The organism is Chroococcidiopsis cubana SAG 39.79 (assembly GCF_003991895.1).
Classification (GTDB): domain Bacteria; phylum Cyanobacteriota; class Cyanobacteriia; order Cyanobacteriales; family Chroococcidiopsidaceae; genus Chroococcidiopsis; species Chroococcidiopsis thermalis.
This window is the reverse complement of sequence record NZ_RSCK01000009.1, coordinates 1-19146: the sequence shown is the minus strand read 5'-3', so window position 1 is coordinate 19146 and position 19146 is coordinate 1. Positions and strand designations below refer to the sequence as shown.

The following is a 19146-nucleotide window of genomic DNA, read 5'->3' as shown; positions in this document are numbered from 1 at the left end:
TACCAATGAGAAAATTCATTCAACGCAAAATTCCGTTAGCGTGGTTGCAATTGACTAGGGAAAAGCCTCGGCTGCTAGTTGCATTAGCTGGAATTGCCTTTGCTGATATTCTCATGTTTATGCAACTGGCTTTTCAGCAAGCTTTATTTGATAGTAACGTGCGTTTGCATTCTAGTTTAGATGGCGAAATTGTCTTAATCAACCCTCAATCTAACGCCATCAATTTTTTAGAAAGCTTCTCTCAAAGACGCTTGTATCAAACTTTAGCACTTTCAGAAGTTGCATCCGTACATCCTATATATTTAGGCTTGACTGAATGGAAAAACCCCGAGACTAGAGCGCTAGCTGAGGTTTTAGTTATTGGAACTAATCCCAGGGATCGAGTTTTCAATTTACCAGGGATACAACAAAATATAGAAAAAATTAAATTGCCCGATGTCGTCCTCTTCGATCGCGGTTCTCGACCGGAGTTTGGCGCGATCGCTTCTGAGTTCGAGCAAGGGAAAAAGATTACAGCCGAGGTAGGCGGAAGACGAATTAAGGTAGGAGGAATAGCTGAATTAGGAGCATCTTTTGGTTCTGATGGAAATTTGATTACCAGCGATCAAAATTTTTTGCGCTTATTCAAAAATCGAAAGTATGGCTTAATCGATCTAGGTGTCATTAAATTAAAACCAGCGGCAAATGCTGAGATAGTTTTAGAAAAGCTAAGGCAATATTTACCTGATGATGTCAAAGTTTTTTCTAAACAAGAATTTATCGATTACGAAAAAGACTACTGGGCGCGCAGTACTCCAATTGGCTTTATATTTACCTTGGGAACAATTATGGGTTTCATTGTCGGAACCGTCATCGTTTATCAAATTCTTTATAGTGAAGTTTCCGATCATTTATCTGAATACGCCACTTTGAAAGCAATGGGATATACGCAAACCTATTTATTGTTAGTCGTTTTTCAAGAAGCTTTGATTTTAGCCAGTTTGGGTTATGTACCTGGGTTCGCTTTTGCAATTTTACAATACAATTTAGCTAGAAACGCAACTTTGCTGCCAATTTTTATGACTGCTAGTCGAGCAGTCATGGTATTTCTATTAACGGTTCTCATGTGTTTTATTTCTGGTTTTATTGCGGTGCGTAAACTACGTTCTGCCGACCCAGCAGATATTTTCTAAGCAAATGAAAAAAGAACCTGCGATCGCTATCCATAATCTCAATCACTACTACGGTAAAGGGGCGCTTAGAAAACAGATATTATTTGATATTAATTTAGAAATTAACCCTGGAGAAATTACCCTTGTAACTGGAGCATCAGGATCGGGTAAGACGACATTACTAACTTTAATTGGCTGTTTGCGTTCCGTGCAAGAAGGAAGTTTAAAAATTTTAGGCAAAGAACTTTTTGGTACGAGTGAAAAACAGCTAGTAAAATTTCGTCGGCAAATTGGTTATATCTTTCAAGCTCACAATTTATTAGGATTTTTAACAGCAAAACAAAACGTACAAATGTCAGTGGAATTAAACCGCGATCTATCTCCATCATCTGCTGAGGCTAGATCGATAACTATATTACAAACTGTAGGTTTGGGTCATCGAATTGATTACTATCCAGACAATCTTTCTGGAGGACAAAAACAACGAGTTGCGATCGCGCGTGCTTTGGTAAACCATCCAAAAATCGTCCTAGCAGACGAACCTACAGCCGCATTGGACAAGCAATCGGGACGCGATGTCGTCGAACTGATGCAATCTCTAGCTAAAGAACAAGGATGTACTATTTTGATGGTGACTCACGACAACAGAATTCTCGATATTGCCGATCGCATTGTCGATATGGAAGACGGTCGTTTAACCTAAAAAATTGCCAACAAACAAATAAAGAATCGACAACCATATTGATAACCAGCGACCGATTAAAGCGATAGGCTATTTTTAAGTCAAAAGTTAAAAGTCAAAAGTTAAAAGTCAAGACTGTTAACAACTGAGCATGAATTATCCCAACTGATAACTGACACCTGACAACTTTGTACAGACGTTACATGTAACGTCTGTACTGATAACTGGTAACTGACAACTGAAAGAATATGCCTAAGACTCAAGATCCCTTTCCTCAGTCCAAAAATGGTAAGGCAAATTCTAGTAACACTCTGGGTACAGAATCTCATCAAGGGGACTTGAAGAAAAGTAACACGGTACGACCAATTCAGCAGATGCGATCGTGGAATTTGAAATTGAAAGCAACGATCGCGGCTGTTGTTGCTAGCGCCCTTCCAGCACTAGTAGTTGGTACGACGAATTACTTGGGAACTCAGGCAATTCACAAACAAGTTACTCAAGCCAGACAGCAAAATGTCACTGAGTTAACCACAACAGAAAATGCCCTGCAACGGCAACTACAATCGCAAGTCCTGGAAACTGGATTAATCGCAGCTTGGGCGGCGGCGATCGCATTTTTTTTAGTGCATCGTGCCATTCGTCCAGTATTAGATGCTACAGCAGTTTCTACTAAATTAGTCAATAGATTGAGTCAAGAAGATCTAGATGCTCGCGATCGCGTTGCTGGTCAAGACGAATTAGTTGCCCTAGAGTCAAATATCAGTGCGATCGAACAACAATTGCCAAAACTGTTATGGCAGCAAGAAGCTGAAGCCGAACGTGCCAGAATCTTGATGAAGATCGCGCACCAGATCGGGGAATCGCTATCGGAAGCAGATGTCCTTAGAACGACTGTAGAAGAAGTCCGTAAAGCCTTTAAAGTCGATCGCGTCGCGATCTTTCGCTGTCATAATGACTCTTTATGGGATGGAACTTTTGTAGAAGAATCGGTAGCATCGAGCTATCCCAAAATGCTGTGGGCGACAATCGATACAAACTTTTTCCAAGGAGAAAACATCGAGTTATATCGCCACGGTCGCGTGCAGGCAATTGATAATATTTATCAAGCGGATCTGCCTGATGCTCGGATTGGACTACTAGAGAGATTCGCGATCGCGTCACAATTGAGCGCTCCAATCATCAAAGACAATCGGCTATATGGCTTATTAATCGCCAATCAGTGTAAGCAGTCCCGCTCCTGGCAGCACTCGGAAATCGATTTAATTGCCCATGTAGCAACACAAGTCGGGTTTGCGCTCAAACACGCTGATTTGCTCGAACAAATAGATACGAAAGCCAAGCAAGCCAAGCTATCGATCGATATTACCCGCCGCATTCGAGCTTCGCTCAACGAAGAGGATATGCTTAAAACTACCGTTGAAGAAGTCCGTAAAGCGATGAAAACAGATCGGGTTATCGTTTATGGCTTTGACTTCAATTGGTACGGTACGGTTATCGCTGAATCAGTCGTACCAGGGTTTCCCAAAGCTATGTGGGCGCAAATTCAAGACCCGTGCTTTGCTGAAGATTATGTAGATAAGTATCAGCAGGGTAGGATAAATGCGATCGAAGATATCTATGCTGCTAATTTAAGCGAGTGTTATTTACAACAACTCGAACCATTTGCAGTCAAGGCAAATTTAGTTGCACCCATACTCAAAGACGATCGCTTATTTGGCTTATTAATTGCCCATGAGTGTGCTAAAACCCGTCATTGGCAGCAATGGGAGATCGATTTATTTACCCAGTTAGCCGCTCAAGTCGGATTTGCCCTCGACCATGCTAGGTTGTTACAACGTATCGATGCTGAGGGTTCTCGCAGCCAACTACTCGCCCAGGTAACGCGCCGAATTCGAGCCTCGCTCAACGAAGAGGACATTCTCAAAACTACCGTTGAGGAAGCCCGTAAAGCGATAAAAACAGATCGCGTGCTGGTGTATGGTTTTGACGCTGACTGGTACGGTACGGTCATCGCCGAATCGGTCTTACCAGGATTTCCCAAAGCTATGTGGGCGCAAATTCAAGACCCGTGTTTTGCACATGGTTATGTTGAAAAATATCAGCAGGGAAGGGTAAACGCGATCGATGATATCTATGCTGCGGATTTGAGCGAATGCTATTTGCAACAACTAGAACCGTTTGCCGTCAGAGCGAATTTAGTTGCCCCGATTTTGAAGGACGATCGCTTATTTGGTCTGTTAATCGCTCATGAGTGTGCCAAGCCGCGCCATTGGCAGCAATGGGAGATCGATCTATTTACCCAGTTAGCTACTCAAGTCGGATTTGCCCTCGACCATGCTAGGTTGCTCAACCAAATCGATCGAGCCTATCAAACGGCTACAGCGACATCTCAAGAGGAACGCCAGCAAAAAGAGGGACTTCAGCGTCAGATATCAGAACTGCTGCGAAGTAGCCAAACCTCTGTCAAAACTCTTTCCCAAGAAGCGATCGCTCAAATGGATTCGGTTACACTTGCCTACGATCGCGTCCAGGCTGTGGCTCAAGTCACGGAAAAAATCGTTGCTACCGTTCAACAAACAGAACGGCAGGTTGAGCAAGCCAAGCCAACAGTAGAAACTGGCGATCGGGTTGTCAGTCAAGCTGTAGATACGATTGTTGCTGCCCAATCGGCAATTATAGACGTTACCCAGAAGTTAGATCGCCTCGATCGCGCCACTCAAAAGCTACCGAGGATGATGGAGACGATCGCTCAGGTGATGTATCAACTTCAGTTGCAGACGATGAATATTAAGTTTGCTGTCTCCCGCACTAGCAACGGCAGAGGTGAAGAATTTACTTCTATGTCAGAGAAGATACTCTCTTCACTTCAGCAATTGGAGACAGAATTTAGCCAAATTAAACTTTTGGTTGCCAACATTCAAGCGGAAACAAAAGAAGCCGCGATCGCAATTGACGGTTCGGAAGCAATTTTCAATCCGCAATTAAGGGCAGAAACTCAGCAAAAGCTAGATCGAATTGTTGCCTTCAGCCTACAGATGATTGCCTTTTTTGAACAAGTTTCTCAAGTTGCAGCTAACCAGTCAGAAGTTTCAACTTCAGCCGAGCGAGCTATTGTCGAAGCAGCAAGCATCGCTAGCAAAACTTCAGCCCAAGCAATGGCAATGGCAGAGTCTTTAACAAAACTCGCCGCCGTCACTCAAGAGCGATCGCAATAGGTAATTGGTAGTTGGTAGTTAGTAGTTGGCGAGAGGCAAGAGGTTTATTAATTGTGAATTGTGAATTGGTAATTCTTCCCCTAGCCTCTAGTCTCTCTCAATTGCCCATTTCCGTTCTCAACTGCTGTTCCAAATTTTGCAGATCTACGCCTAAATTTCCCAGCACTATTACCGCCATTCCTTGCCCTTCACGGAGAATTCCTAGTAATAAGTGTTCCGTACCAATATGACGATGTTTGAATTCTCGTGCCTCTGTTAGGGCGAGTTCTAAGCATTGTCTTGCCCTTGGGGTAAAGGGAATTTCTGGCGGCGAACCCGTGCCTCTACCAATTCTTTTTTCTACTTCAGCTCTAGTATTCTCAAAATTGACTCCCATTGCAGTCAGAACTCTTGCAGTCATTCCACTTTGTTCGCCGATTATACCGAGTAATAACTGCTCTGTACCGATATAATGATGTTTTAAACGCTTCGATTCGTACTGAGCCAAAATAATCGCTTGAATTGACTGTTGGGTAAATCTTTCAAATCCTATAGGTAGAGCAATTTTATGAAAGACACTGCCGAAAAAACTTTCTAGCGATCGCAAAAATCCTTCAAACATAAATCCTGCCTGAATAGATTCATTGTGAATTAATTCCGCAGTCTCGTAAGCCTTATTTGTAGATAAAGCCTGTGGGCGAATACTGCAACCGTTGTACAAAAAGGACAATAAATCTTCCATCGTTGCGGCATTGGCTGAATACCAGAGAAACTGTTTATCGCGTCTGGAAGTTACTAAACCCTCATGTCGTAACTTTTCCAAATGGTGCGACAAGGTGGAATTAGGAATATTCAGCACGGCTTGAACTTCCCCTACCGTTTTCCCTTCTGGATAAGCAGCAAACAGCAGCCGCATAATTTCCAACCGAGGTTCCGATCCCAGCGCCGCAAAAATATCTGCGTACTGAGCCGTATCTTTATTTTCCATATTTCTAGTTTAGTCGAAATAAAAAGAATGTCAATAGATTTGACCAAACTACTTAGCCCCCTTTTTAAGGGGGTTGGGGGATCTAAACCTTACCACCACCCATGAGATATAACAGCGCCATCCGCACCGCTACCCCACTCGTCACCTGCTGGGAAATTAGACTGAACTGGGGATCGTCCATCAGATCGGAACTAATTTCTACGCCACGATTGACAGGACCTGGGTGTAAAACTTTAACATCAGGTTTACAAAGTTGTAGGCGATCGCGCGTAATTCCAAATAACTGATGGTACTCTCTAATACTGGGTAAGAGGTGCTGCGCCATGCGTTCCCTTTGCAACCGCAGCGTCATCACAAAATCTGCATCTTGTAATGCGGGTTCGATTTGCCAATGTAAAAATAATTTGCGATTTGGCTGACAGTTTACAGTTGACGGTTGATTATGGTTTCCCCGATCTCCCTCACTCCTCGCTCCTCGCTCCTCACTCCTCGTATCAACGAACTCCCCAAACATCTGCGGTAACAATGTCGGTGGTGCAGCAAGGTGGACTTCTGCCCCGCTAGCGGTTAAGCTCCAGATATTCGATCGCGCTACCCGTGAATGAAGGATATCCCCGACGATCGCAATTTTTTTCCCCTGTAACAGTTCCAAGCGCGGACGATCGGGATCGAGCAGAGTGCAAATTGTAAATAGATCGAGTAAAGCTTGAGAAGGATGTTCGTGCTGTCCGTCCCCAGCATTCAAGACTCCGACGCGGACATTCAAGCGATCCATTTCAGATGCGATCGCTTGAGGAACTCCCGCTTCTCGATGGCGGATCACCATCATATCGGTTCCCATTGCCAAGTAGGTTTTTGCCGTGTCTAATATTGTTTCCCCCTTCGTCAAAGAAGAGGTAGAGGCGGTAAAGTTTAGCGTATCTGCCGATAAACGTTTGGCTGCTAATTCAAAACTGCTGCGGGTACGAGTCGAAGATTCAAAAAATAAATTCGTTACCACCTGTCCTTGTAAGGTTGGGACTTTCTTCGTCCGCCGCGTCAACACCTCTCGAAAACTTGCAGCGGTCTGCAACACCGTGTTGTATTCTTCCGGCGTAAAATCTTCTAGAGACAAAATGTGATGGCGATTCCAGATCATGGGGAGCGATCGAGCGCACGAGCAGGGAAGGACAAGGGGTACAAGGGAGATAAGGGGGACAAGGGAGACAAGGGGGACAAGGGGGACAAGGGGGAACTCGGGGACCCCACGACCGAAGGGAGTGGGGATTAGGGGGCGAAGGGAGACAAGGGGGACAAGGGAGTAATTCCAGCCACTAATTACCAACTACCAATTACCCATTACTCACTTAAGAGATTGTTAATTGCCAAGAGCAATTCGTTTAAGTTTACTGGTTTATGAAAGTAACCGTCAGCCCCTTGTTGTAAAGCACGGCGACGAGTTGCCATATCTGCTTCAAATGAAAGAAACCAAATAGGTATACTAGCTGTAATCGGTTCATCACGCAACTGTCTTAAAATTTCGTATCCATTTTGTTCTGGCAGCTCCAGTTCGCAAATAATTAAGTCTGGCTGTTCTCCTCTGGCTAATTGTAAGCCCGAGCGACTATTATCTGCGGTCAAAACCTGAAAGTTATTCAAGGCGAGAAAGTCAGAAATTAATAGTAGAGAATATGCATCATTATCAATTACTAGAATTTTCCTCACTGCTATCTCGCGATAAACTTCATTTCAGAACAGAATTAGTATTTACCTCAACTAATTTGGAGATTTTGACTGCAATCCCCAGTAGTTCGTAGTAATTACGGACTTGTTTTTACAACTTTGTAACGCTATAACTTTTGTCCTACAGTATCATATTATACCTAAACTTTACTAAACTAACTTTTTTAGTAATGGATAGACAGTCCAAATCTATTAGCAGGTCAGGTGCTATAATGGATTGCTTCAGATTTTCATCCGCTTTAAACTAGTAATAAACTTCACAAAGAGCGTGGGTAAATTCTCTTCTACACGGATGCGATCGATTAGATGATAAACAACGCGGCAATTACGATGAGTTGATGTAGCAGTCCGATTGGTACATTAGAGCGATCGCGCTTTGAGAAAGGTAGCTAAACAGCTTACGATCGAGAATAGAGACGCTTATGGGGAAACACTGCATGGATACGAAAGCTTTTAAACGATCGCTCCAACACTCGGAAAACTACCATCGTAAAGGGTTCGGTCATGAAGCTGAAGTTTCTGGGATGTTGCAGTCGGAATATCAAAGCAATCTGGTGCAGCAAATCCGAGATAACGGCTATACTCTGCAACAAGGTGACGTAACGATCCGCTTAGCAGAGGCATTTGGTTTTTGCTGGGGGGTAGAACGAGCTGTAGCAATGGCATACGAGACGCGCCAACATTTCCCCACGCAGCGGATCTGGATTACCAACGAAATCATCCACAATCCCTCTGTTAACCAGCGATTGCAGGAAATGCAGGTTGGGTTCATTCCAGTTATCGCCGGAGTTAAAGACTTTTCAGTTGTGGAATCGGGAGATGTGGCGATCCTACCCGCTTTTGGGGCTAGCGTGCAGGAAATGCAGCTGCTTCAAGAGAAAAATTGCAAGATTGTCGATACGACTTGCCCTTGGGTTGCTAAAGTCTGGAATACTGTCGAAAAGCACAAGAAAAGCGAGTATACCTCGATTATTCACGGCAAGTACAATCACGAAGAAACAATTGCCACCAGTTCTTTTGCAAATAAGTATTTAGTCGTGCTAAACATGGCACAAGCCGAATACGTGTGCAATTACATCTTGAATGGTGGTAATCGCGACGAATTTATGGCAAAATTCAGCCGTGCTTGTTCGGCAGGATTCAATCCCGATACAGATCTCGAAAAAGTTGGGATTGCCAACCAAACCACCATGCTCAAAAGCGAAACTGAGCAAATCGGTAAACTATTCGAGCGCACGATGATGCGAAAGTACGGTCCCGATACACTCAACCAACACTTTATCAGCTTTAACACCATCTGCGATGCTACCCAAGAAAGGCAAGACGCGATGTTTCAGTTAGTTGAAGAAAAGTTAGACCTGATGGTCGTCATTGGTGGTTTCAACTCTTCTAACACGACTCATTTACAAGAAATTGCGATCGAGCATCAAATTCCCTCGTATCACATCGACAGTGCCAACCGAATCGGTACAGCGAATCAGATCGAGCATCGCTTACTCAGTGGCGAGATTACAGCTACAGAAGATTGGTTGCCCAGTGGCAAAATTACCGTAGGTATTACCTCTGGTGCTTCCACACCCGATAAAGTTGTGGCTGACGTGGTAGAGAAGATTTTTGCGCTCAAAATGTAGAGACGTTACATGTAGAGACGTTACATGTCATGTCTCTACATTTGTTTGATTCGATATACACAACGCCGTCCGCCTGCAATTAAATGTTCGGTACGGGCGATCGCCACGTCTTCACCTAGAGTCGATTGAAAGACTTCTAGTTCTTGGCTGCACAGTCCCGTGCAAGCTGTGGCGGCGGCGCAGATCGGACAGTGATTTTCAATTAAGAGAAATGAGCCGTCTGAGAGAGATTCAACGTCTGCCATGTACCCCTCGTCGGTGCGTAGGTTCGCTAGGGCTTCTAGCCGCTGCTGAATACTGCTAGTGGTATGAATCTGCTCTCGATATGCTTCAATTTGTTGGCGAGTTCTAATTTCTAGCAACCGTTCTAATCCCTCCGATCCAAAAGCTTCTGTGACTGAATTGATTAAACTCAACGTTAACTCGGCATATCCGTGCGGGAAAAAGCGGTCTGCTGCGGGTGTGAGTTGCCACAATTTTGCCGGACGACCCATCGCCCGTTGTTCTTCCTGATAGGTAACTAGTTGCTCTTTTTGTAATGCATATAAATGTTGACGCACTGCCATTGCTGAGATGCCAAAATGAGAGGCAAGCGCCGCCGCATCCATTGCCCCCTCTTGTTTTAGTAGCTTAACAATCGCTCGTCTTGTACGAATGTTTTGATTTTGTGACTCGGTTTTCATGGGGATAAGGGCAGGAGGCAGAAAATAAAAAAAAGTCTTTACAAAGTTGGTTTTGTCTTTTAAACTCTAGTTTATAACGAAAGATCTTTAGAAAGTGAAGGCAAGTACGAATTTCGTATTGCATGATTTACGTGGTTTCAAAAGATTTTGCCAAATAGGATTGCTGGCGATCGCAATTCAGATAGTAGGGGCGCTTTCTCTGTGCGCTCCTACGAACCATATGTATTCCATCTGTTATTCGGAGTCAAAAGGATGAATAGAGAAATTCAACGCATCAATCCAGTCGGGTTATATAACTTTTGATTTTTGCCCCAAACATGGAACACCTCTAGAGAGTGACTTGCCTGTGACAAAGCACACAGTTTCAGGTATTAGCTGCAAAATATATTTATGAAGAACTGCAAACTAAATTTTCAGTTTTTCTGTCTTGTTTGGAAAAACTGTATTTTTAAATACAGTTTTTCAGTTTTAATTATGCGTTAGCTGAAACGACAAAACTATTAACTAATAATCCTTCTAAAACCCAAAATCTAAAATCCAAAACTGGCAATGTTAGGGTTCATTCACAAAATATTCACAGCTTTTTTTTAGAGTCGGAAGTAATTCTGTAACGATCGCAATACATCTTCACACTTAGGTAACACAGGGTCAAGGAAAGTTGAATACGCACCTCCCGAAATCAGCAGCAACCAACCAAACTTGGAGTCAGCGATTTGAAACGGCTTTGCATCCCGCGATCGCCCGTTTTAACGCTAGCATTGGCTTTGACATCGAACTGATTGAATACGACCTGACAGGTTCGATCGCTCATGCTCAAATGCTGGCGCATACAGGTATTATTACCCAAGAGGAAGCGCAACAACTGGTATCGGGTTTAGAACAAATTCGCCAAGAATATCGTAACGGACAGTTTACGCCTGGAATTGAAGCAGAGGACGTGCATTTTGCGGTAGAACGACGCTTGACAGAAATTGTAGGCGATGCGGGGAAAAAACTGCATACAGCGCGATCGCGCAACGATCAAGTCGGTACGGACATTCGCCTTTACCTGCGTCACCGAATTCAAGAAATTCAAGCTCAAATTGAGCAAATGCAAACGGTTTTGCTCGATCTAGCAGAACAGAATATAGAAACGCTGATTCCTGGCTATACTCACTTACAACGCGCTCAGCCTCTAAGTTTAGCTCACCATTTGCTAGCATATTTCGAGATGCTGCAACGGGATAAAGAAAGACTTGGTGATGTCTATAAGCGAGTGAATATTTCTCCTTTGGGTAGCGGTGCGTTAGCTGGAACTACCTTCCCTATCGATCGCCATTACACGGCGAAATTATTAGAATTTGATGGAGTTTATGCTAACAGCTTAGATGGAGTGAGCGATCGCGATTTTGCCATAGAATTCTTAGCAGCAGCAAGCATCATTATGGTGCATTTGTCGCGACTATCTGAAGAAGTAATTTTGTGGGCATCAGAAGAATTTAGTTTTGTCAAACTCAAAGATAGCTGCGCGACTGGTTCTAGTATCATGCCGCAAAAGAAAAACCCTGACGTGCCGGAATTAGTACGGGGTAAAACTGGGAGAGTTTGCGGACATTTACAGGCATTATTGGTACTGATGAAAGGTTTACCTTTAGCTTACAATAAGGATTTACAAGAAGATAAAGAAGCGTTATTTGATGCCGTTCGTACCGTTAGAGCAAGTCTGGAAGCAATGACAATTTTGTTTGCTGAAGGATTGGAGTTTCGGACTCCGCGCCTCGCTCAAGCAGTAGCAGAAGACTTTTCTAATGCTACAGATGTCGCCGATTATTTAGCTACAAAAGGCGTACCATTTCGGGAAGCTTATAACTTGGTAGGTAAGGTCGTTAAAACCTGTATCGCCGCAGGCAAACTTTTAAAGGATTTAACTTTAGCAGAATGGCAAGAATTACATCCAGCATTTGATACTGATATATACCAGGCGATCGCTCCTCATCAAGTCGTTGCTGCCCGTAATAGTTACGGAGGTACGGGATTCGAGCAAGTACGAAAAGCATTGGCAACAGCACGAGAGAAAATGCAGCAGTCGTAGTAGGGGCAGGTTCCCAAACCCGCCCGTACGGGAGTCGGGGAGAAGAGAACTGAGCAAGCAACTACCAACTACCAATTACCCATTACCCATTACCAATAAAAACATCATTTTAGGACTAGTCTATGGATGGCAAGCGTATGAATCGAGATCTACATAATACAAATACTATTGAATCAGTGAATTCCTACGTGGAACCTAGATGGCTAGTAGAAGAAAGAGATGCGTGTGGAGTTGGACTGATTGCCCAGCAGCAAAATATTCCCAGCCACGGTATCGTAAGTGCAGCACTCAAAGCACTGGGATGCTTGGAACACCGAGGTGGATGCAGCGCCGATAACGACTCCGGTGATGGTTCGGGAATTTTAAGCGCTATCCCGTGGGAACTGTTTCATGCTTGGATGAAAGAGCAAAATATTGCCATTCCACCGCAGGAAAACACGGGAATTGGAATGGTATTTTTACCCCAAGAACCACAACAAGCCCAAACTGTTAGAGAAGTCATCGAACAAGTTGCTACTGCTGCTGGACTAACAGTCTTGGGTTGGCGAGTCGTCCCCGTAAAACCAGAAATTTTAGGTATTCAAGCACGGGAAAACCAACCGCAAATCGAGCAAATAATTGTCAGTTCCGAGCTAACAGGCGAAGAACTGGAACGACAACTCTATATTACCCGCCGTCGCATCGGTAAGGCGATCGCGCAACAAACTCAACTTCAATGGTCGGAACACTGTTATATCTGTTCCTTCTCCTGCCGTACCATCGTCTATAAAGGTATGGTACGCGCCGAGGTCTTGGGCGAATTTTACCAAGACTTAACGAACCCTGCTTATCAAAGTGCTTTCTGCGTCTATCATCGCCGCTTCAGCACCAATACCTTACCCAAATGGCCCCTCGCCCAACCGATGCGCTTGTTGGGACATAACGGCGAAATTAATACGCTACTGGGTAATATCAACTGGATGCGGGCGAGACAAGCTGACTTGAACCACCCTGTATGGCAAGGGAATTTGGATGCCTTGAATCCAATCGTACAGCTCGATAATAGCGATTCTGCTACCTTAGACAACGTATTTGAATTGCTGGTGCGTTCCGGTCGCAGCCCCTCGGAAGCCTTGATGTTGATGGTTCCCGAAGCTTACCAAAATCAACCAGAACTAGCACAATATCCTGAAATTGTAGACTTTTACGAATACTTCAGCGGTATCCAAGAAGCTTGGGATGGTCCCGCCTTACTCGTATTCAGCGATGGTAAAACTATAGGAGCTACGCTAGACCGCAACGGCTTGCGTCCGGCGCGATACGTCGTGACTAAAGATGGAATGCTAGTGGTTGCTTCCGAAACTGGAGTGGTAGATCTCAAAGAAAGCGAAATTCTGGAAAAAGGCAGACTTGGACCAGGACAAACCATTGCTCTAGACTTAAACAAAGGTAGCATCCTCAAAAACTGGGAAGTCAAACAGCGTGTTGCCAAAGCACATCCATATGGCGAGTGGCTGAAACAATATCGCGTGGAACTAGGTAAGGGCGCACAGCTGTGCGCCCCTACAGAAACCGCAAACCAGGACAACGGTAACGGTTCTTCCCCTCACTCCTCACTCCTCACTCCTCACCCCTACACCGACAGACAAACTCTCCTGCGTCACCAAATCGCCTTCGGTTTTAGCAGCGAAGACGTAGAAATGACAATTCAGCCGATGGCGGCGGAAGGGAAAGAACCGACATTTTGTATGGGTGATGATATCCCCTTAGCCATCCTTTCAGGCAAGCCGCACCTGCTTTACAACTATTTCAAACAGCGGTTTGCCCAAGTGACTAACCCCGCGATCGATCCGTTGCGGGAAAGCTTGGTAATGTCATTAAAAGTAGAATTGGGCGCTCGTGGTAACTTGCTCGACCCGCAAGCGGAAGATGCCCGACGCTTGCTGTTAAATTCTCCTGTATTACAGCAAGCAGATTTAGAGGCAATTACCCAATCTGGTTTTGAGTGCGCTACGCTTTCGACGCAATACGACATTACAACGGGTCCCGCCGGACTGGCAAAAGCTGTAGAAAAGCTACAAGCTGATGCAGTTGCAGCCGTCAAAACTGGCAAGCAAATTTTAATTCTGAGCGATCGCACGCCCAATCCAATTAGCGCCGAAACTAGCTATATTCCGCCCCTACTAGCCGTAGGAGCAGTACACCACCACCTGATCGGAGCTGGAATGAGGATGAAAGCTTCGCTAGTCGTCGATACGGCACAATGTTGGAGTACCCATCACTTTGCCTGTCTGATTGGCTACGGTGCATCTGCTGTATGTCCTTATCTCACCTTAGCCGCAGTGGAAAGTTGGCATGGCGACCCGAAGACCCAGCAGATGATGGAACGGGGTAAGATGACGAGCTTGACATTACAACAAGCCCTGGCTAACTACCAAAAAGCTGTCGAAGCAGGGATTTTGAAGATTCTTTCCAAGATGGGGATCTCGCTGCTATCGAGCTACCAAGGAGCGCAAATCTTTGAGGCGATCGGCATCGGACACGATCTACTCGCGATTGGATTTTACGGCACGACATCGCGTTTGGGCGGTTTGAGCGTTGAGGAATTGGCAAGCGAAGTGCTATCCTTCCATACTCGCGCCTTCCCAGAAGTGACGGTGAAGAAGCTGGAAAACTTCGGTTTCGTCCAGTACCGTCCAGGGGGCGAATATCACATGAATAGCCCCGAACTGGCAAAAGCATTGCACAAAGCCGTTGCTAGTCCAGAGAATCAGGATCATTACAATATTTACAAAAAACACTTGCAAAACCGTCCGTTAACTGCTTTGCGAGACTTACTCGACTTCCAATCCGATCGCAGTCCCATCTCGATTGAGGAAGTCGAACCAGCTAGCGCTATTGTCAAGCGCTTCTGTACGGGTGGCATGTCTCTAGGCGCATTATCGCGGGAAGCGCACGAAGTATTGGCGATCGCCATGAACCGGATTGGTGGTAAATCTAACTCTGGTGAAGGTGGAGAAGATCCAGTTCGGTTCAAGGTTCTAGAAGATGTGAGCGAAGGGCGTTCCTCGCTGCTACCGCATCTCAAGGGTTTGAAAAATGGCGACACAGCATCCAGCGCGATCAAGCAGGTTGCTTCCGGTCGATTTGGCGTGACACCAGAATACCTGATGAACGCCAAGCAGATCGAAATTAAAATCGCTCAAGGGGCAAAACCAGGGGAAGGCGGACAACTGCCAGGCAAAAAAGTCAGCCCCTACATTGCCATGCTGCGCCGTTCTAAACCAGGAGTCACTTTAATTTCGCCGCCACCCCACCACGATATCTACTCGATTGAAGATTTGGCGCAGCTAATTTTTGACTTGCACCAAATTAATCCCAAAGCTCAAGTTTCGGTGAAATTGGTAGCCGAAATTGGCATTGGGACGATCGCGGCGGGGGTAGCTAAAGCTAACGCCGATATCATTCAAATTTCTGGTCATGATGGCGGTACGGGTGCGTCACCCTTAAGTTCGATCAAACACGCGGGTACGCCGTGGGAATTGGGACTGACGGAGGTGCATCGATCGCTGATGCAAAACAGTCTGCGCGATCGCGTAATTCTGCGCGTTGATGGCGGAATTAAGAGCGGTTGGGATGTGCTAATGGGTGCGTTAATGGGAGCAGAGGAATTCGGCTTCGGTTCGATCGCCATGATTGCCGAAGGTTGTATTATGGCGAGAATCTGCCATACCAACAATTGTCCTGTGGGTGTTGCTTCCCAACGGGAAGACTTGCGCCAGCGTTTCCCAGGGATTCCAGAACACGTTGTCAACTTCTTCTTATTTATCGCGGAAGAAACACGTAGCTTATTGGCACGGTTGGGATATCGTTCTCTCGATGAAATTGTCGGTCGTGCTGACTTGTTAAAAGTGAGAGAAGAAGTGCGTTTAACTAAGACACAAACTTTAAATCTCGACTGCATTACCAAGTTACCCGATACGAAAAGCGATCGCGCTTGGTTGTCGCATGAAAGCGTCCACAGCAACGGACACGTACTGGATGACGAGATTCTTGCCGATCCAGAAATCCAAGCCGCAATTCAAAATCAATCTGCCGTTAGCAAAACCTATAATGTCGTCAACACCGACCGTACCGTAGGCGCAAGAATTGCAGGGGCGATCGCTTCCCTTTATGGCGATGATGGATTTGAAGGACAACTCGACCTTAACTTTACGGGTGCAATCGGACAGAGTTTCGGTGCATTCAACTTATCGGGAATGACTTTGAAACTCGTCGGGGAAGCCAACGACTACGTAGGTAAAGGGATGCATGGTGGCGAAATTGTCATCACGCCTCCTCCAGAAGCTAACTATGCAGCGGCTGATAACGTTATCGTCGGTAACACTTGCTTGTATGGGGCGACGGGTGGAGTACTTTTTGCTAACGGGATTGCAGGCGAGCGTTTTGCAGTCCGTAACTCCAAAGGCGTTGCAGTTATTGAGGGTGCGGGCGATCACTGTTGCGAGTACATGACTGGTGGTACGATTGTCGTCTTGGGCAAAGTTGGCAGAAACGTCGGTGCGGGGATGACGGGTGGATTAGCTTACTTCCTTGACGAAGAGGGGAATTTCTCGGAGTTAGTCAACCACGAAATCGTCAAGCTGCAAAAAGTCAGCTCGCCTGCGGGAGAACGACAGTTACGCCAGCTGATTCAAACGCACGCCGAACGCACAAACTCTGCAAAAGCGCAAGCTATTCTAGCGAATTGGTCGGAATATTTGCCTAAATTCTGGCAAGTCGTACCACCTTCTGAAGTTGATACGCCGGAGGCTGTTGTGGGTAAAGAGTTGAGTTCTGTTAATTAAGGGAGTCGGGAGTCGTAGGGGCGGGTTTAAAAACCCGCCCGTACAAGAGTCGGTGGGAGTTCTGCGTTTGAAGTTGAAGATCTCGATCCCCCCTAGCCCCCCTTGTTAAGAGGGGAACCAATAGCCCCCTTGTGTTTGAAGTTGAAGATCTCGATCCCCCCTAGCCCCCCTTGTTAAGGGGGGAACCAATAGCCCCCTTTTGAAGGGGGTTGGGGGATCTCCCAAGGACTGTGCGTTTTACCCGATGTCTATTGCTGTCCAACCTGACGGGGTAACTCGACGTAAAATGTCGTGCCTTCACCTAGTTGACTTTCAACCGAAATTTTTCCTCCCATCATCTTGACTAGGGAATCTGTAATTGCTAATCCCAGTCCCGTACCTCCATGCTGGCGGGTTAGAGTTTGGTTCCCTTGGCGGAATGGTTGAAAAATCAATTGCAAGTCTTCTGGAGCAATACCAATTCCCGTATCTTCTACCGCGATCGCAATCCGGTCTGAACCTAATTCCCACACCCTAACTTCAACCTTACCCACTTCAGTAAACTTGATGGCATTCGATAGCAAATTGAGTAAGATTTGCCGCAGGCGAACGCTGTCATTAGTAATTATGGAGGATTGAATAGCAAACGATCTCTGTAACTCCAAATGCTTCTGCTCGGCTAAACAGTGCATTTCTTCTGTTGTTGCTATAACTAAATCGACGACATTTAAAGGCTCTAATTTTAGAGTCAGCTTGCCAGCCTCAACTTTAGAAAAGTCGAGAATATCCTCAATTAAAACTAACAAATGCCTTCCACTACTAAGGATACGCGACACCATATTTTCTTGGTTGTGAGGCAAGGCACTTTGAGTCTGACGCAGTAATAACTGAGAAAACCCCACGATCGCATTTAAGGGACTGCGTAGCTCGTGAGACATAATTGCCAAAAAATGCGCTCTCAGCTTTGCGGCTTCTTGTAATTGCAAGTTTTGCAGTTGAATGGTGCGAATCGTTGCTTCCGCCTGTTTGCGGGCAGTGATATCTCGGATCAGCCACCGCCATCCCATAGGAATACCACTTGCATTGTACATGCTTGATACCGTCACGGCAGCATCAAAAGCTACAGCATGGCGCGGACAAATTGTCAACTCCCATTCTTGCATCTGTTGCATTTGAGACATTTTTTGCAACTGAGTGCGAAAAACTTGTCGTTGGTCGTAGGGAACGTAGCTAGTCAGAGGTTTACCGACTAAGAATTGCTGTGGTACGTTGAGTAGCTTTGCAGCAGCGCGGTTAGCTTCGCGAATTTTTCCCGTTGCATCTGTCACAATGTAGCCATCGGGAGCAAACTCGAATAAGTCTAGATAACGCTGGCGCTCGATCTCAATTTGATTCTGAGCGATCGCCAATTCTTGATTTTGGGCTAATATTTCTTCTTCTGCTACGTGCAATTCCTCTAGAGTTATCCGTAGTTCTTCTAGCGATTGTTCTAGCAATTCTGCCCGTTGCTCTGGCGATGCTACTTGAGTGCGCTTGTATAGTTGGGCTGCCTGTTTATATGTGGTTTCTATTTTTTGATTAAATAGCCTCGCGTCCATTTTACACCTCCACCAATCGAGATTGCAGCAGCGGGTTGACCATATATTGTATTGCGATCGACCTTTGAGCTAAACCTATCCCTCTAAGGGTAGAAACAAGGTAGTGATTTGACTTGAGATTAACGGTGGTGTGAAATAAAACAGCGGGCAACAATATACACATGGTTTTTAAAAAATTCTGTCAAAATTGCTGTTTTTTGGTAATTTTAACTAATCGACTGGCTTGAATTGGTGAAATCAGGTATTATTTTTAACGCGAAGGTTTTGATGCAAATGCAATATTTCAGCAATAACATTAATATAAGTTAAGGAATGCATGTACGCTAGCCAACATTATTTTCTTTTCACTTTTATACTGCTATTCACTAAAAAAATAGCTAATAAAGTGATTCTCTCAAACCTACTGAAAGGAAGAGAATAACTCAGTCAAAAGCTTTATTTATAGCCTTTTTCAATTCGATGAAATACAAGATCTGTAGGGGCGCACAGCTGTGCGCCCCTACGAATGTATCGCATCATAACGAGAATCGCTATAAACAGTTATAGCACTACGAAGTTAAATTAGGACGTTATAGTAGGGATAGCAGAGCAATTGGGAATTAGTATGGCAGCCCCCTACAG

General features: G+C 45.1%; 13 protein-coding genes. 8 read left to right on the top strand and 5 right to left on the bottom strand.

All coding sequences use genetic code 11. The features are described from left to right. The first annotated feature begins 5 nt into the window (after nt 1-5). The 3 genes from devC to DSM107010_RS08070 all read left to right on the top strand — a co-directional run bounded on the left by devC (nt 6) and on the right by DSM107010_RS08070 (nt 5048). A complete protein-coding gene (gene devC / locus DSM107010_RS08080; protein WP_199755440.1) occupies nt 6-1172 on the top strand; it encodes an ABC transporter permease DevC in 1167 nt (388 codons plus the stop codon). Nucleotides 1173-1176: 4 nt separating this feature from the next. Next, entirely contained in the window at nt 1177-1854 is a 678-nt protein-coding gene (locus DSM107010_RS08075; protein WP_106169071.1) for a DevA family ABC transporter ATP-binding protein, read from the top strand. 227 nt (nt 1855-2081) lie between these two features. Beyond that, the gene (locus DSM107010_RS08070; RefSeq protein ID WP_106169070.1) at nt 2082-5048 is read left to right on the top strand and encodes a GAF domain-containing protein; all 2967 of its coding nucleotides are present in this window, start codon (nt 2082-2084) and stop codon (nt 5046-5048) included. 97 nt (nt 5049-5145) lie between these two features. On the opposite strand, the gene DSM107010_RS08065 is transcribed toward DSM107010_RS08070, so the two are convergent. Continuing rightward, nucleotides 5146-6015 carry an ArsR/SmtB family transcription factor gene (locus tag DSM107010_RS08065; protein WP_106169069.1) on the bottom strand — a complete coding sequence of 290 codons (870 nt, stop codon included), beginning with the start codon at nt 6013-6015 and terminating at the stop codon, nt 5146-5148. A gap of 82 nt (nt 6016-6097) precedes the next feature. Next, nucleotides 6098-7153 (bottom strand): aspartate carbamoyltransferase catalytic subunit, encoded by a 1056-nt coding sequence (locus DSM107010_RS08060; protein WP_015155467.1) that lies wholly within the window; start codon nt 7151-7153, stop codon nt 6098-6100. Between DSM107010_RS08060 and DSM107010_RS39500 the strand changes: the two genes are divergently transcribed. Then, the gene (locus DSM107010_RS39500; RefSeq protein ID WP_199755439.1) at nt 7136-7285 is read left to right on the top strand and encodes a hypothetical protein; all 150 of its coding nucleotides are present in this window, start codon (nt 7136-7138) and stop codon (nt 7283-7285) included. The genes DSM107010_RS08060 and DSM107010_RS39500 overlap by 18 nt on opposite strands. Before the next feature lie 68 nt (nt 7286-7353). Here DSM107010_RS39500 and DSM107010_RS08050 read toward each other — a convergent pair whose 3' ends face one another. Further along, nucleotides 7354-7719 carry a response regulator gene (locus DSM107010_RS08050; protein ID WP_015155466.1) on the bottom strand — a complete coding sequence of 122 codons (366 nt, stop codon included), beginning with the start codon at nt 7717-7719 and terminating at the stop codon, nt 7354-7356. A gap of 455 nt (nt 7720-8174) precedes the next feature. Here DSM107010_RS08050 and DSM107010_RS08045 point away from each other — a divergent pair, with 455 nt between their 5' ends. Further along, complete coding sequence (locus tag DSM107010_RS08045) at nt 8175-9368, top strand: 4-hydroxy-3-methylbut-2-enyl diphosphate reductase (protein ID WP_106168726.1); 1194 nt, start codon at nt 8175-8177, stop codon at nt 9366-9368. Between the two features lie 35 nt (nt 9369-9403). Here DSM107010_RS08045 and DSM107010_RS08040 read toward each other — a convergent pair whose 3' ends face one another. Continuing rightward, nucleotides 9404-10051 carry a helix-turn-helix transcriptional regulator gene (locus DSM107010_RS08040; protein WP_106168727.1) on the bottom strand — a complete coding sequence of 216 codons (648 nt, stop codon included), beginning with the start codon at nt 10049-10051 and terminating at the stop codon, nt 9404-9406. A gap of 147 nt (nt 10052-10198) precedes the next feature. Between DSM107010_RS08040 and DSM107010_RS38235 the strand changes: the two genes are divergently transcribed. From DSM107010_RS38235 to gltB, 3 genes are all read left to right on the top strand, one after another. Then, nucleotides 10199-10354: a hypothetical protein gene (locus DSM107010_RS38235; RefSeq protein WP_158631750.1), complete on the top strand. Its 156-nt coding sequence runs from the start codon at nt 10199-10201 to the stop codon at nt 10352-10354. Nucleotides 10355-10709: 355 nt separating this feature from the next. Beyond that, nucleotides 10710-12122 (top strand): argininosuccinate lyase, encoded by a 1413-nt coding sequence (gene argH, locus DSM107010_RS08035; RefSeq protein ID WP_127022736.1) that lies wholly within the window; start codon nt 10710-10712, stop codon nt 12120-12122. Nucleotides 12123-12244: 122 nt separating this feature from the next. Then, nucleotides 12245-16948, top strand: a complete 4704-nt coding sequence (gltB, locus tag DSM107010_RS08030) for a glutamate synthase large subunit (protein WP_127022733.1) — start codon at nt 12245-12247, stop codon at nt 16946-16948. Between the two features lie 248 nt (nt 16949-17196). Here the strand turns inward: gltB and DSM107010_RS08025 are convergent, their stop codons facing one another. Continuing rightward, nucleotides 17197-18525 carry a PAS domain-containing sensor histidine kinase gene (locus DSM107010_RS08025; protein ID WP_127022730.1) on the bottom strand — a complete coding sequence of 443 codons (1329 nt, stop codon included), beginning with the start codon at nt 18523-18525 and terminating at the stop codon, nt 17197-17199. Between the last annotated feature and the right edge of the window lie 621 nt (nt 18526-19146).